Below are 15259 nucleotides of genomic sequence, written 5' to 3' on the forward strand. Positions count from 1 at the left end.
GATTATTTAGAAAGGCTAAGGCCTATGCTGAATGTGGATGGGATGAAGTTTAATGTCGAGCTACCGAAGTTGTAGCTATCTAAGTGTTGGTATTTTGCAAACACGCCGATCTGTGGATTGATTTGCTTGCTTAACTCAAAGCTGTAGCCGTACATGGTGCGAATAGAATTGAACTGATCATCGCTGGATAAATCCACGTAGCGGTTTAATAGAAACTGGTTTCCATTTACCATTGTGGAGGCAGTAGCAGAAACCTTCGCCACGAGCGCTATTCCTTTTCCTAGCGAAAGTCGCGGACCTATACCAGCATGGATTCCGATGAAATCAGTGGCATAAGAGAAGGGAATGTTTTGCACATCACCTACATTATTGAACTGATTATAGTTAATACCATAATCAACAAGAAATGATTTCGAAAGCTTAGACTCGCGAGACAAACTTAAATGCAGTCCGGATGCCGGCCGCAAGAAAGATGGATTTGATCCGGCTGAATTCGTGAATACGAAGGAAGTAATATTTGAACCCACCGAGAACTTATAGCTCTGGGCGAACGACGAAATACTAACAAGTAGAAGGAGTATAATTCTTTTCATATGTTAATCTTTAATGAGTTGTTTAGTGATTACTTGGTTGTTAGTAACAAGACGTAATATGTATTTTCCTGTACGCAGGCGATCAAATTCAAGGAGCTGGACTTCGCTTAGATTCGCAGCGATTTCTCCGGACCAGACACGTAGTCCATCAATGGAATACAGTTCGACAGTCGAAACAGACGAACTAGCGCGAGAAAGTTTCAAGCGAAAAGAAGAAACGAATGGGTTCGGGAAGGTTTCTAAAGTAATAAGCGAAACCGGCTCTATAGAACGACCCATTGCACGAGACGACGGCTGCAGAAAACCCTGGCGCATCACGTATTTTCCAGCGGAACTAGTTCCGGTAACCACCGACGACTGACCGATTGATTGCAAATAGCTCGTGCTACCTATGCCGGAGGATAGGGTGGAGATTTTTATGGGGTTCGTTTGGGCGAAACACACGAAAGAAAGTAGGGTAAAAAGCACAATTCTTAGCAGCATGACAGTATAATAATCTGCAAAAAAAGAGCTTATGAGAGAGGATTAAACTTATTTAAGAGGGGAAGAAGTTCCGATAAATTATTACCACACAACTACCTGATTATAATTTTGTGTGTTTAAATTATTTAAATACTACATTTGATAGTAACCAAATTTCAAACTGATCATGTTTTCCTCCATTCTTCTGGTCGTATTTATATCTATGATCATTTTGATTAAACATTGGAATCAAAATAAAGGAGTCGTCTATTTAGTTATTTTAATTATTGCTACAAGCCTTCGCCAAATGACTTTATTGGTATTTTATTCGAAGGGAAGTGCTGACTTTATCGTATATATATATACGTATTGGGATGCCATTTATGCATTAATTGGTCCCTGTCTTTATTATTATTTTAGGTCCATCATTAAGGGGAAAATCGATTATAGTGCCTTTGCACTCATTCACTTGATTCCCTTCGTACTTGTATTTATTAACTCAATTCCTTATTACGCTTTGCCTTTGGCAGAAAAAATAGATCTGATTAATTTTATGCGCTATGGCTCTCAGAGTAAGTATACCTCTGTCCCGTATTTATTTTTTCAGGGCAAAATTCAGAAATTCTTTTTCATGATTTCAAATTTTTCTTACGCGGTCTATTCCATTTATTATGCATATCAATTTAAGTTTAAGGGGAGCCAAATCTTGAGAAAGAAGGTATCCGTATTGTTAAGTAAAGCAGTGACAGTTTGTGTGATTACCATATTGACATACTTTCTGTTAGCAATTTATTATTACTATCAAATCCATTACAATGCTAGTTCCTATGTGTTCAATCAGTCTCATTTTTTAGTGCTACTCATATTCCCCCTTAGTTTCTTTTTATTTCCTAGTTTTTTATATGGCGAAAATGAAAATCCCAGTATATTTTCGCGTTTTAATCAAGCGCTAAAAATCACTTTTAGTGATAGCTTAAAAAAGGAAGGAGTAGATAGTAGCACGGCAAATCTTGATCGCATTATTGCCTACATAAGTGATAGTAAACCTTACCTTAAGGATAGCTTCTCTCTACATGATATTTCTAGAGCCCTAAATATTCCTCACGTGCGCGTTACAAATTGCTTTAATAAGCAACTGCAGGTGTCCTTCCCCGTGTATCGTAATAAATTACGGATTGATTACGCTATCTCCTTATTTATTAAAGGGGCTCACTTGAACACCTCTATCGAGGGGATTGCTTCAAAATCTGGATTTAAGAGTAAATCAGCCTTTTATTTAGCCTTCAAGGCTGAACACGGTGTCACACCTATAGAGTGGATAAAGGTGAATTTATAAATGCGTCGATTAATTTCGCTAATCGCCTCAAAAAAGCCCGATTTATGAGGCGATTAGGAATTGAATTATAATTTAAATCAAAAAATACGCCGTTCCCCTACCCACCCCTTCCTTATAAAGCAATTTCTTTTCTACTAATTCCGCCAGCGTTTTCTTTGCCGTGGGTAGCGGTATGTCTAGCTTACTTGAAATCTCACCTGATCTGCTTCCTGGGTGGTTTTCGATGAAGAATAGAATTTTGCGCTCTCGTTGATTTGCAGCGGCATTATCCATTTTTCGTTGGTCTAGTTTTAACATTAAATTGTTCTGAATATGACTCAGGCAACTCAAGAAAAAGCGTAGCCATTCGGTAATATTTTCCCCGGGCCTATTGCGCTGCGTATCCATCAGCACTTTGTAATAAGCCGATTTTCTGTTTTCGATCTCGTTTTCAAAGCTGATATATTGAATCCAAGAATAGCCATTTTTTAAAAGTAGAAGACTACCTAGTAACCTACTTAACCGTCCATTGCCGTCTTGAAAGGGGTGAATGCTTAAAAATTCATAGACAAATACGGCCACTTTAATGAGGGGAACCGTTTCCTGGTCGGTGTGGTACCAGTTAAATAAACGAATCATATCATCTTGCGTCCTAAGGCCGGGCTCGCTTGTTTTGAAAATGACTTGCTTGCTCCCGTCTGCTAAATTTGCTTCTACGGTATTGCTGACCTGCTTAAATTTGCCTCTATGCCAAACATCTTTGTCGCCATATTTCATCAACAAACTGTGTAAACCCATTACTTGATTTTCAGTAATTTCAATGGAGGCAAAATGTTCAGAAATTGTGTCTAGTGTTTCAAAATATCCCGCCACTTCTTGCTGATCCCTTTCCTCAAAAGCCGAAATCTCAATTCTTTTGATAAGCACCTCTACCTCATCATCTGTCATACGGGATCCTTCAATGCGGGTTGACGCCCCTACACTCTGAACAGTTGCGATTGACTTTAATTGTTTCAAGGAGTCCCCTTCGCGTTTTTCAAAGTTTGTCCAAGCTGCATCAAATCGATCGATTTTAGCTATTTCAGACAAAATTTTCATGTCAATGTCGAGTTGGAGGTTATTTATTTTCATCGAATTATATACGTAAATATCCGTAAATATACGATAATATATTCGATAAATGTTCTTATCTGTTATTAATATCCCCCTCTAAACCCACTAGAAATCCAGTAAATTTTGTGCATTTTGCACTTTAGTAATAAGTCTATTAACTAATTTACATGATACACACGATGCGTTGGTTCGGACCGAACGACCCGGTTTCCTTGATGGATATTCGTCAAGCAGGTTGTACCGGAGTCGTGACTGCCTTGCACCAAATCCCGGTGGGGGAAGTTTGGCCTATCGAAGCTATTCAAGAGCGCATTTCAATTATTCAAGCCGGAAACAAGGAGTGGACACCTTTGCATTGGTCGGTCGTGGAATCACTTCCGGTGCACGAGGGGATTAAGAAAGCCTTGCCATCGCGCGCTCAGCTGATTGAAAATTACAAAACGTCTTTACGAAATCTGGCTGCCTGCGGAATCAAAACCGTATGCTATAATTTCATGCCCGTCTTGGATTGGTCGAGGACGAAACTGAATTTCGAGATGCCGGATGGGGCGCGGGCATTGCGCTTTGTTTGGACGGATTTCGCGGTGTTTGATTTGCATATTTTACAACGCCCGGGTGCTGAAGCGGATTATACTTTAAGCGTTCAAGAGGCGGCCGCTCAGCGGTTTGCTTCCATGTCGAACGAAGAAAAAGCGGAGTTAAAAAATACGGCGCTATTAGGCCTTCCTGGTTCAGAGGAGGCCTTTCATTTAGAGAATTTCCAAAGTCTATTAGACGAATACCGCGACATATCTGGGGATCAATTGCGGGAAAATTTGCACTACTTTGTGCGATCTATTGCGCCTTTGGCACAGGAATTAGGCATTAATTTATGCATCCATCCGGATGATCCTCCTTTCCCTTTGTTAGGCTTGCCACGCGTGGTGAGTACGGAAGCTGATTTAGCTTTATTAATGGACGCGTCGCCAGAGCGTGCGAATGGAATTACATTTTGCACAGGATCACTAGGCGTTCGAGCGGATAATGATTTACCGAAGATGATTCGCCGCTTTGCAGATCGCATTCATTTTATGCATTTGCGCACTACTTTACGGGAACAAAACGATCCCTTAATTTTCCACGAGGCACCGCATTTAACGGGGGATGTGGATATGTTCGAGGTAGTGAAAGCGGTCGTGGAAGAAGAAAAAAGAAGAGGCGGAGCGGAGATTCCCATGCGCCCAGACCACGGTCACCAAATGTTAGATGATTTAAAAAAGAAAACCTATCCAGGCTATTCGGCAATCGGAAGATTGCGCGGTTTGGCGGAAATACGTGGACTAGAATTAGCGATTCGCTCCACTTTACATTAGAAAAAATAAGATGCAACAACCATTCTCATTACAGGGGCGCGTGGCGCTCATCACGGGCGGCGGAACCGGAATCGGATTCGACATCGCAAAATGCTTTTTAGCATCCGGAGCCACGGTCATCATCACGGGTCGCCGCGAAGACGTGCTAAAAGAAGCAGTCGCAAACCTGGGAAAAGGGGCACATTATGCGGTGAATGATGTGGCTGATTTGAGCTTGACTTCACAGCTAGTTGCGGAACTCGTTGCGCGGCACGGCGCCATCGACATCCTCGTAAACAACGCAGGCATCAACATGAAGCGTCCTGCAGTCGAAGTTTCGGATGACGATTTTGCGAATATTATTAATGTAAACTTGAACGCTGTTTTTGCCTTGACACGCGAAGTGGGCAAGCACATGCTCGAGCGCGGCAAAGGATCTATCATCATGATTTCTTCGATGGCGGCTTACTACGGAATCGATCGCGTGGCTGCCTATGCATCTTCGAAAACCGGGATCTATGGATTAGTCAGAGTATTGGCATCGGAATGGTCTGGCAAAGGGGTTCGCGTGAATGCGATCGCGCCCGGATTTATTGAAACGGCGATGAGTCGGACCGCGATGAATTCAGATCCGGATCGGAAACACAAGGCGATGGATCGCACGCCGATGGGGTATTTTGGGAAACCAGAAGACATCGGTTGGGCAGCGGTTTATTTAGCTTCGGATGCATCAAATTACGTAACAGGCGTCTCAATCCCGGTTGACGGCGGGAATTCAATTGGATTCTAATGAAAGGAAATTACCGCTGGGTCGTGGTCGCCCTCTTGTTTTTTGCGACGACGATTAACTATTTAGATCGCCAGGTGATCGGCTTGTTAAAGCCCACGCTGGAGAAGGAATTGAACTGGTCGGAGACGGATTACAGCTTCATCGTTATGTGTTTTACGGCGTCTTATGCGCTGGGATTGTTGGCTTTTGGGAAGGTGATCGATAAGATCGGTTCTAAAATGGGTTATGCCATCTCCATCGTCATCTGGTCTTTCGCGGCGATGGCGCATGCCTTGGCGAAGACTACCTTCGGATTCGGCGCGGCACGCGCCGCTTTAGGAGCTGGGGAGGCGGGGAATTTTCCGGCCGCGATTAAGACGGTGGCAGAGTGGTTCCCGAAGAGAGAACGCGCCTTAGCCACGGGCATTTTTAATTCCGGTGCAAACATCGGGGCGATGGTCGCGCCCATCATGGTGCCTTGGATTTTAGGAGCTTATGGCTGGGAGGAGGCCTTTCTTATTACGGGGGCGATCGGATTTATTTGGTTGATTTTGTGGTGGGTGTTTTACGAAATTCCATCGAAGCACACTTCAGTAACGAAAGAAGAGCTGGCACACATTCAGTCAGAAGATGAGACGACCGAAGTGAAGCCCATCGCTTGGAGTAAACTTTTTGGTTACCGCCAAACCTGGGTCTTCATCGTAGGTAAGTTCTTCACGGATCCCATTTGGTGGTTTTTCTTGTTTTGGTTACCCTCTTATTTCTCGACGACCTTCGCGCTGGACTTGAAAAAGCCTAGTCTGCATTTGGCTATTTTATTTACTTGCACTTCCATCGGAAGTATTGGCGGAGGTTACATTTCGGGTTGGTTGATGAAGAAGGGTTGGCCCGTATACAAAGCACGGAAGTATTCGATGTTCTTCTTTGCGCTGTGTGCGGTTCCCATTATTGGGGCACGCTGGGCGACGGATATTTGGCAGGCGGTATTCTTAATTAGCCTAGCGGCGTCTGCACACCAGGCGTGGTCAGCGAATATTTTTACGACGGTGTCAGATATGTTTCCCAAACACGCCGTTTCCTCCGTCGTGGGTATCGGTGGCCTAGCAGGTTCATTAGGCGGTGTGATTTTCCCCTACATTATCGGAGTGATTTTAGATTCTTATAAAGCTGATAATGCTTTGTCAGCAGGATATAATGTTATATTTGTTGCTTGCGGCTGTGCGTATTTGTTTGCGTGGTTATTGATTCATTTCATCTCGCCTAAAATGCAAGCCGTTCAATCTTAAACCTTTCAACAATGAAAAAATTATTATTTGCTTTATTAGCCTTATCTGGAAGCGCTTTTGCGCAGGATGAGCACCATCCTCTCGAAGGGGCTTGGGACTTAAATGTATCCATGGAAAACCGCAATGGCGGAGTTTCTACCGCACCTTCTTGGTTAGAAGTGCGCCACTCAGGGCTTAAAACGTTGACTGGTCGTTTTGTGGGGGATGGCGGTTCTGCTCGTCCTATCTCAGAAGTGTTTTTTAAAGACGGCCACATCTCCTTTAAAATTCCGCCACAATGGGATAAATTCGATCCCTATATGTTTTTCGAGGGAGATTTGAAAGACGGGAAATTAACCGGTACGATTGTAAAACCAAACGGCAAAGCGATGGCCTTCACTGGTGTTCCTGCTCCCTCTTTATGGAGATCTGCGGAACCAGTTTGGGACAAACCGATTACCTTATTTAATGGCAAAGATTTAACGGGATGGAAAGCTTTAGGGCCTAAAAACCAATGGATCGTAGAGAATGGATCATTAAAAAGTCCAGAATCGGGAGCGAATATTTGCACAGAACAAAAGTTCAACGACTTTAAATTACACATCGAATTCCGCTTGCCTGCAGGAAGTAATAGCGGCGTGTATTTACGCGGACGTTACGAGGCACAAGTGGAAGATAGCTACGGAAAATCGCCTTACAATATCTATTTAGGCGGAATTTATGGCTTTATCGATCCCCTTTTCCAAGCAGCAAAACCTTCAGGCGAATGGCAGACTTATGACATCACCTTAGTGGGGCGTAAAGTCTCCGTTACCTTAAATGGTCAAAAAGTCATCGTCGAACAAAACATCCCCGGCATCACAGGCGGCGCGATGGACAGTGACGAAGCGGCACCGGGTCCTATCATGATGCAAGGCGATCACGGTCCGGTGGAATATAGAAACATCGTCTTGACGCCAGCAAAATAATGAAGAAATTAGCATTAACTGAAGATTGGACAGTTGTCCTTTTAGGCTTTTTAATCATCGGTCTAGCCCTAACGGGGATCAAAATTCCAAGTCCTTCATTCGGCTGGGAATCGACCTCGGATTTAACTGAAAAAGTGCTCACGGTGGGTAACCTAGTGAAGCTCGCCCAGATCTTTGTTTTCACTTACGTGATTGCGTTATTGGCGGCGAGTGTTTTGGGCAAAAGTGTGGCAGGAACCGCAAAAGGTTTTCCGATTGTTTTTGTCCTTACCTCATTGGCATTAGTTTTAGCGGGCAACGCCTTCTTGAAAAACTGGAACCTAGAAGCGGTGATCTTTAGCTTAACAATTGGTTTGTTGCTAAGCAATTTCTTCACCTTGCCGGCGTGGTTAACAGTGACGCTTTCGACAGAATTGTTTGTGAAAATTGGTTTGATTTTATTAGGAACGAGCGTGATTTTTGGGGATATATTAAAAGCCGGATCGCTCGGTTTAATTCAAGCATTGGTGGTTGTTATTTCGGTTTGGTATTTCGCTTTTTGGATTTCCAAAAAAATGGGCATCGACGAAGAGTTCGCCATCATGATTTCCAGTGCGGTGTCCATTTGCGGTGTTTCAGCGGCGATTGCAACCTCTGGAGCCATTAAAGGCGACTCCAAAAAGCTTTCTTACGTAATCTCCATCGTCTTGATTACGGCGATTCCGATGATCATTTTCTTGCCTTTTATAGCTCAGGCTTTGGGTCTTTCTCAAGCGGTGACTGGCGCTTGGTTAGGCGGTACGATTGATACAACCGGTGCAGTAATTGCCTCGGGAACGATGGTAGGAGAGGAGGCCTTGAAGATTTCCACGATTGTGAAATTCTCACAAAACGTCCTTCTTGGATTCGCGGCCTTCGCCATTTCGATCTATTGGACGATGACTAATAACCAGTCCGACACCGTAAAGGAAAGCAAGCCTACGGTGGGAATCATCTGGGAGCGCTTCCCTAAGTTCGTGTTAGGTTTCATCGCCGCTTCTCTTCTTTTCTCTTTCGTCATTTCGTCAGAAACGATTGAAACGGTGAAAGGCGGATTCAAATCTTTACAAGGTTTGTGGTTTGCTTTGGCCTTCACTAGCATCGGTTTAGAAACGAAGTTTGCGGACCTTTTTTCGAAAGAAGGGAAGAAGCCTTTGTACGCTTTTTTAATTGCACAACTCTTTAATGTGTTCGTGACATTAGCGGTGGCTTATGTATTATTTAACTAGTTTTTTATTGGTGATTAGCCTGGCTGTTTTCAGTCAGGCCAAAATCCCAATTTGTCACGTTCCTATCCCTAAACGTCTATCGGTTAAGCAACTCGCTACCCCTAAGTCTTCTCTGAAATCTACTGCCGGAATGAAGCGAATTCCTGCTGGCATTTTCTCCATGGGTTCGCACGATGCCCAAGGACGCGCCGATGAATATCCCATTCACAAAGTACAGGTGAAGGCTTTTTGGATGGATGAAACAGAGGTAACAAATGCTGCTTTTGCGGCCTTTGTAAAAGCAACTGGCTATGTTACGACTGCTGAAAAGGCCATTGATTGGGCGGAATTAGCTAAACAAGTTCCCGCCGGAACACCTAAGCCAGCCGATTCTCTTTTAGCCCCTGCTTCCCTCGTATTTGTCGCTACCACCGGTCCGGTTGATTTGAATGACTACTCCCAGTGGTGGCAATTTATACAAGGCGCAGATTGGAAACATCCGGAGGGTCCAGAGTCAAACTTGGTAGGCCGCGAAAATCACCCAGTCGTACATGTTTCCTGGGACGACGCGTCGGCCTATGCCCGTTGGGCTGGAAAACGTTTGCCCACAGAGGCAGAGTGGGAGTGGGCCACCCGCGGCGGGTTGAAGGATAAAATTTATCCGTGGGGAAATGAGTCGGTGAATAATGCGCCCTACAAAGCGAATAGTTTTCAAGGCCATTTTCCGTATGAAGATCAGGCTTTGGACGGATATAAAACCACTACTGCACCCGCGAAATCGTATCCTGCGAATGGATACGGATTGTATGATACCGCCGGTAATGTCTGGGAATGGTGCTCGGATTGGTACCGCAATGATTATTATAAAAAGAGTCTGGTGATTAATCCCAAAGGTCCAGCGACAAGCAACGATCCCGATGAACCAGGCGTCCCCAAACGCGTCATGCGCGGGGGATCATTCCTTTGCAATGACGGCTATTGTTCCAGCTACCGCAGCTCCGCACGGATGAAGTCCAGCCCTGATTCGGGCTTACAACACACAGGTTTTCGTTGTGTGAAAGATTAAAGAATATATTGTCTATGGTTTTTATAGAATATATAGTAATTTTGGCAAATGAAGTATGTGTTTTTCTTTTTAGCCCCTCTTTTTACTCTTTTTGCACAGTCGAATATTGAGCATCAATCGCAGGTTTGGTATGGATATTATTTGACCTATCCCATTAACAATCAATGGTATGTTCAAGGCGAAGTGCACACCCGTCATTTTGTAGATCCTTTAGTGCATCACCAAATGGCATTTCGGGCACATGTGCATCGAGTACTAAAAAAGAATTGGGATATTTCTGCCGGTGCTGCCGTGTTTTGGAATACCTCCAATAACCCTTTAGAATCAAATCGATTAGCCGTTCCGGAGTACCGTCCACATGTGGATATTTCTTACCGGCATAATTGGGGTTCGTTTCGAATAGATCACCGCATTCGCTCAGAGATGAGGTTTAATCAAGAGACTAATGCTTCGCGTACGGAATTAGGGGAGGCGATTAATTTTAGTAATTACCGTTTTAGGTACCGAATTCAGGCCTTTTTTCCTTTAATTAAGCAAATACAAGGAAAAGTGAATACAGAAATTTTATTGAATGCTGAGCAAGAAAATCCGGCAAATAGATTGGATCAACACCGGATGTTTGCTGGATTGAGTATTCCTATTCGATCGAATTTAACAGTTGATGTAGGGTATTTACACTCTTTTCAGCAACGACCTAATTTGAATTATTATGATCGGAGTATTGTAAGCATTATGGTATATCACCGACTTTAGTAAATAGTCACCACCACGCGTCGATACCTCGTCAATGCCGGCGAACCCGTATCGGTCCCCTCCACCACGACGTGATAGGTCTCGCCTTTTTTTGCACTAGATGGAAGTGTTACTTGGAGGCGGCCCTCTACTAATGTCGCCTCTGCTTTGCCGGATCCAGCCTCAGGATAGGGCCAAACCTTCAGCTTCACCGTATGTCCATCCGGATCTCTCGAGGTCACATTCAGCGTTAGTTTCGCCCCTGCTTTTGCTAAAGCATACATTCCCTCTTTCACCGTAATTTGCGGCGCGTGGTTTGCCTCTTTGAACGATTTTACACACCAATCCGCGCGTGCCGCGAAATCTTCTTGCGCGGCGATTAACCAGCGGGTTTGGGAATAATTAATGTCTAATTTCCCTGTCTCCGGGTTAAAATCTGCTGACTTTTCGTTATCCTCAAAACGAAACGGATTTCCTTCTGCTACTACGAATCGACCACCCCAACCCCCAAAATACGGGTTATTCAAATTATTCAATCCCACATCCACCAGGTGTAAAAATGCCGGAGAATCTCCCTCGGAAATAAAGTCATAGGGCTTGAACGAACCCCATTGGGCATTGGTTAATTTAGTAGGGTCGCCGTGAATGTGCTCGTCATCACCGGGCTGTTTTTGGCCATCACCATAGGAATAATACATCTGTAAAAGCGGTCCGTGATTTTGAATAATCTTCGGTCCCATGTACGTCCCCTCAAAATAGGGCTGAGTCGCCTTGGGCATCATGCGCTGCCATGGATAAGCAAAACTGCCAAACTGGTGGGCATTGTAAATGACCCGAATCTCTGGCCAATGTCCACCAATGTACTTTTTATAAGTCGCATCTTGATCCATAACGGTATAGATGATGGCTTTTTTCGAGACTTTATCTTTCAATGCGTCCCAGCCTGGCTTTCCCGCAAACTGCTCTTCGATCGATTTCAAAGCGCGCGCAATGGTATTCGTTCCACCCCAAGCCTGCAAGTAAATGGGCTCCGGATCAGTATCCAGCAGTTTCATTTTAATCCATTCTGAACCCTCGGTTACCTGCTCCATCTCCCCCTCAAAATCAATATTTCCCACCTTCACTAAACTGTTTAAGTAAGCAGGTGCAGGGTAGTTTTTATCGTGCAAAATCAAATTTGGATGCACTTGTGCATAAGCCTTCAATAGGTCTTGAATCCAGTTAACGCCTGGCCAGCGGAGATCGGTTTTGGCTCCATACATAGTACGCGTCATCTCCATTTCAGATGTAAATTTCGTTCCTTTTCCGTCGCCTTTATAATGCCACATCGAGCTCGAGTAAACTAAACCCTCCAGCTGGTATTCGTTCGAATAAAGGAGCATCCGAATGAAAGTATCCACGTCATCAATCTCGCCGTCGGTAGTGACGATCGTTCTAGGATATCGGCCTTTCGCAAAAAGAGACGCGCTCACTAGTAGCAGGAGTAGGATTTTTTTCATCTTAGGATAAATTTTAGGATATATGTATGCCAAAGCCCTGCAATAAACCGGCTAAACCATCTGGTGAAAACTTCGCTTTTTTGATTTGATTAATGCTGGGATGAATGACGTAATTGAAGGCGCTTCGGAAGTCCGCTTTGCTCACATTTGTCTGGTCAAAAAGAGCACCTGTCAGATCGCAATGATCGAATGTAGCCTCCGTGAAATCCGCTTCTGTGAAGTCCACTTCGTGTAAAGAGCAACCCGCGAACTTTGTTTTCTTCCCCTTGATTTGATAAAAAGAAGACAGGTTTAACACGCAAGATTCGAAACTCACTTCGAATAGAAATGGATTGCAAGCTTCGAATCGAAGGCCCTGCATTTTGCAGTCTTTGAAATGAACCTTTTGTAACGAAGCCCCGCTGATTTTGACCAAACTAAGATTACAAGACTCGAAGCTACAATCGACGAACTGAAAATTTTGAAAATCAGCTGACTCGAAAGTACAGTTTTTGAAAAGGCAATGTTCGTATTCGCCTGGGGCGAGCTTACTTTGTTTCTCGAATTTTTGATCGACGATATAAGGCATGTCCATGCCGCAAATTAGGGATATTTTCCTATTTTTACGCTAGTACTACGACCCTTTTTACTAAAAATGGAACTCTTCGATTTTCCTGCTGATCCGTCCACGAATTTGCTTCCAGCTGATGGAGTCGTGAATTATTACGGGAAAATTGTGACGCCATCAGAAGCGCTCGAGATCACAAAGGCATTGCTCGAAAATATCGAATGGCGTAACGACGAAGCCGTCATTTATGGCAAGCGTATTATCACCAAACGCAAGGTAGCTTGGTACGGCGACCAGCCTTTTTCTTATACGTATAGTAAAACCACGAAGACCGCATTACCGTGGACATCGGAATTGCAGTATTTAAAAAGCCTCGCTGAAAAGCATTCCGGCGAAACCTATAATTCCTGTTTATTGAATCTCTACCACGACGGCTCTGAAGGCATGGCCTGGCACAGTGATGGCGAAAAAGATTTGCGAAAAAATGGGGCGATTGCTTCGCTCAGCTTTGGGGCAGAAAGAAAATTCTGTTTCAAGCACAAGAAATCCAGCGATAAAATCGACGTCTTTTTAGAAGCCGGAAGTTTATTAGTCATGAAGGGCGAAACCCAAACCCACTGGTTGCACCGTTTGCCGCCCAGCACGAAAATTCATCAACCTAGAATCAATTTGACTTTCAGAACGATCGTCACGACAAGCGCAATATAAGCGGGGAAGCTGAAAAGCAAAAGCGCAAAAAGCACAGAGTCAAAAAAAACAGTTCCTTTTGTCTTCGCGTAGGCAAAAGCTCTCACGGGGATATAAAGCGGTAAAGCAAAATAATAGAGTAAACCACGAGCGAACCCGGGATGCACCGGCACTTTGATCAAGCGTTCCATCTTCTCAAAAACGACTGTATTAAAACGTACGCGATCGGCTGCTTCTCTGATGGGTGTGGTCCACGACAAATTCTCAAAAGCTAAGTGAATCCCTTTCCCAAAAGCCGTAAAACTCGAATAGCCAATCCCCGCAATTTGAACAATCGGGAATATCCCTTCCGCATGAGCGCTTTCCAAAATCCGACTAGCCCCCTTCTTAAAAGGCTGCAAATCGTGGGTATTGAGGCAAATTCCTTCGATGAAAATCAGTACAATTCCATCATTACGAAGGCAATGTACGGCCTGACTGAACGCGCTTGCATTGAGGTGCAAATGCTCTTTCCCCTCTCTTTGGCGAAATACCGGTATCATGTTTAATTGTCTTAATAGAAACCCGAAAACAGGATTTCTGAACACATCTCCCCTGGCTAAATAGTTGATTTTTCGAGGATACAGAGCGCCTATGATGACCGCGTCCAAAAACGAATCTGGGTGGTTAACGACCAATAAAACGGGACCTTTCGTGTTCATTAGCTCCGCATTTTTCACCACGATGGACGGGCAAAAAATACGTAGCGCAAAACGAACCAATATTTTTAAGAGAAAGATCAAAGATTTTTATAATTTTAAGCACCGCAAGGTTTAAAAAATATCGCATGCAAGCAAACTTTCTCTCTGTCGTTTTAATGCCCATCGCCCTCGCCATTATTATGACGGGCTTAGGCTTATCGCTTACCATCGCAGATTTTAAACGGGTCTACGAATACCCCAAAGCAGTCATTATAGGATTGGGCACTCAGATGATTCTCTTGCCTATCATCTGTTTTTTCATCGTGAAAGCTTTAGATCTACCCGCTGAATTAGCCGTAGGTTTAATGCTTTTAGCAGCCGCTCCCGGAGGTCCTTCCGCGAATCTTTATTCGCATATTGCCAAAGGCGACGTCGCCCTCAATGTCACCCTCACCGCCCTAAATAGTATTCTTTCCGTCATTTCGATTGCCTTTATCGTGAATCTTTCGATGAAGCTATTGATGCAACAGGATGCGTACATACCCTTGCAATTCTCGAAAGTGTTAGAAGTTTGTATGATCGTGATTTTACCCGTTTCGATTGGAATGATCATTCGAAAAAAAGCACCCGGATTCTCCGCGCGATTAGAAGCGCCAGTGAAAATGTTGTCTGCCATTTTCCTCGCCTTGATCATCTTTTTAGCTGGATGGAAAGAACGCGATCACTTGATGTACGATATTCAAACCGTAGGCTTAGCCTGCCTTTTATTTAATGTGGCCTGTCTTTCGATTGGATATTATCTGCCGCGTTTACTGAATTTAAATAAGAAGCAAGCCATCGCAATAGGGATGGAAATAGGCATTCACAATGGAACGTTAGCCATTTTTATAGCCTTAAATGTGATAGGAAATGGAACGATGACGATTCCAGCGGTGATTTATAGCATCATCATGTTTATAACAGCGGCTGTTTTTGGGTGGCTGGTGAACCTGCGAAACTAAATCTT

At 43.9% G+C, this 15259-nt stretch carries 16 protein-coding genes and 1 pseudogene; 10 read left to right on the top strand and 7 right to left on the bottom strand.

The genetic code is table 11. The features are described from left to right. Positions 1 to 2: 2 nt before the first annotated feature. Positions 3 to 593 carry a hypothetical protein gene (locus tag ACST14_RS09615; RefSeq protein ID WP_459462990.1) on the bottom strand — a complete coding sequence of 197 codons (591 nt, stop codon included), beginning with the start codon at positions 591 to 593 and terminating at the stop codon, positions 3 to 5. 3 nt (positions 594 to 596) lie between these two features. Next, positions 597 to 1076: a T9SS type A sorting domain-containing protein gene (locus tag ACST14_RS09620; protein ID WP_459462992.1), complete on the bottom strand. Its 480-nt coding sequence runs from the start codon at positions 1074 to 1076 to the stop codon at positions 597 to 599. 202 nt (positions 1077 to 1278) lie between these two features. Between ACST14_RS09620 and ACST14_RS09625 the strand changes: the two genes are divergently transcribed. Continuing rightward, positions 1279 to 2391: an AraC family transcriptional regulator gene (locus ACST14_RS09625; RefSeq protein ID WP_459462994.1), complete on the top strand. Its 1113-nt coding sequence runs from the start codon at positions 1279 to 1281 to the stop codon at positions 2389 to 2391. A gap of 72 nt (positions 2392 to 2463) precedes the next feature. Here the strand turns inward: ACST14_RS09625 and ACST14_RS09630 are convergent, their stop codons facing one another. Continuing rightward, entirely contained in the window at positions 2464 to 3468 is a 1005-nt protein-coding gene (locus tag ACST14_RS09630; protein ID WP_459462996.1) for a Fic family protein, read from the bottom strand. Positions 3469 to 3650: 182 nt separating this feature from the next. Here ACST14_RS09630 and uxuA point away from each other — a divergent pair, with 182 nt between their 5' ends. From uxuA to ACST14_RS09665, 7 genes are read left to right on the top strand one after another with little or no spacing between them, the layout of a single operon-like run. Continuing rightward, entirely contained in the window at positions 3651 to 4835 is a 1185-nt protein-coding gene (uxuA, locus tag ACST14_RS09635) for a mannonate dehydratase (protein WP_459462998.1), read from the top strand. A gap of 10 nt (positions 4836 to 4845) precedes the next feature. Further along, on the top strand, positions 4846 to 5604 hold the full coding sequence (locus tag ACST14_RS09640) for an SDR family NAD(P)-dependent oxidoreductase (RefSeq protein ID WP_459463000.1): 759 nt from the start codon (positions 4846 to 4848) through the stop codon (positions 5602 to 5604). Beyond that, entirely contained in the window at positions 5604 to 6869 is a 1266-nt protein-coding gene (locus ACST14_RS09645; protein WP_459463002.1) for an MFS transporter, read from the top strand. Before ACST14_RS09640 ends, ACST14_RS09645 begins: the two co-directional genes overlap by 1 nt. A gap of 11 nt (positions 6870 to 6880) precedes the next feature. Continuing rightward, positions 6881 to 7816, top strand: coding sequence for a 3-keto-disaccharide hydrolase (locus ACST14_RS09650; RefSeq protein WP_459463004.1), 936 nt, complete (start codon positions 6881 to 6883; stop codon positions 7814 to 7816). Further along, entirely contained in the window at positions 7816 to 9063 is a 1248-nt protein-coding gene (locus tag ACST14_RS09655) for a YeiH family protein (protein WP_459463006.1), read from the top strand. Before ACST14_RS09650 ends, ACST14_RS09655 begins: the two co-directional genes overlap by 1 nt. Next, on the top strand, positions 9047 to 10108 hold the full coding sequence (locus ACST14_RS09660; RefSeq protein WP_459463008.1) for a formylglycine-generating enzyme family protein: 1062 nt from the start codon (positions 9047 to 9049) through the stop codon (positions 10106 to 10108). Before ACST14_RS09655 ends, ACST14_RS09660 begins: the two co-directional genes overlap by 17 nt. Positions 10109 to 10156: 48 nt before the next feature. Beyond that, positions 10157 to 10861, top strand: coding sequence for a DUF2490 domain-containing protein (locus ACST14_RS09665; protein WP_459463010.1), 705 nt, complete (start codon positions 10157 to 10159; stop codon positions 10859 to 10861). Here the strand turns inward: ACST14_RS09665 and ACST14_RS09670 are convergent. From ACST14_RS09670 to ACST14_RS09680, 3 genes and pseudogenes are all read right to left on the bottom strand, one after another. Next, positions 10858 to 12339: a DUF1593 domain-containing protein gene (locus ACST14_RS09670; protein WP_459463012.1), complete on the bottom strand. Its 1482-nt coding sequence runs from the start codon at positions 12337 to 12339 to the stop codon at positions 10858 to 10860. The two genes, ACST14_RS09665 and ACST14_RS09670, sit on opposite strands and share 4 nt — an antisense overlap. Before the next feature lie 13 nt (positions 12340 to 12352). Continuing rightward, positions 12353 to 12700: a pentapeptide repeat-containing protein gene (locus tag ACST14_RS09675; protein ID WP_459463138.1), complete on the bottom strand. Its 348-nt coding sequence runs from the start codon at positions 12698 to 12700 to the stop codon at positions 12353 to 12355. 36 nt (positions 12701 to 12736) lie between these two features. Beyond that, a pseudogene (locus ACST14_RS09680) lies at positions 12737 to 12913 on the bottom strand (pentapeptide repeat-containing protein); the annotation flags it as partial. 60 nt (positions 12914 to 12973) lie between these two features. Between ACST14_RS09680 and ACST14_RS09685 the strand changes: the two are divergent. Further along, the gene (locus tag ACST14_RS09685) at positions 12974 to 13594 is read left to right on the top strand and encodes an alpha-ketoglutarate-dependent dioxygenase AlkB family protein (RefSeq protein WP_459463014.1); all 621 of its coding nucleotides are present in this window, start codon (positions 12974 to 12976) and stop codon (positions 13592 to 13594) included. Here the strand turns inward: ACST14_RS09685 and ACST14_RS09690 are convergent. Further along, positions 13540 to 14355, bottom strand: a complete 816-nt coding sequence (locus ACST14_RS09690; RefSeq protein WP_459463015.1) for a 1-acyl-sn-glycerol-3-phosphate acyltransferase — start codon at positions 14353 to 14355, stop codon at positions 13540 to 13542. The genes ACST14_RS09685 and ACST14_RS09690 overlap by 55 nt on opposite strands. A 44-nt stretch (positions 14356 to 14399) precedes the next feature. Here ACST14_RS09690 and ACST14_RS09695 point away from each other — a divergent pair, with 44 nt between their 5' ends. Continuing rightward, on the top strand, positions 14400 to 15254 hold the full coding sequence (locus tag ACST14_RS09695) for a bile acid:sodium symporter family protein (protein WP_459463017.1): 855 nt from the start codon (positions 14400 to 14402) through the stop codon (positions 15252 to 15254). Positions 15255 to 15259 lie beyond the last annotated feature (5 nt).

This window comes from Aquirufa sp. A-Brett2-15D, from assembly GCF_054558735.1.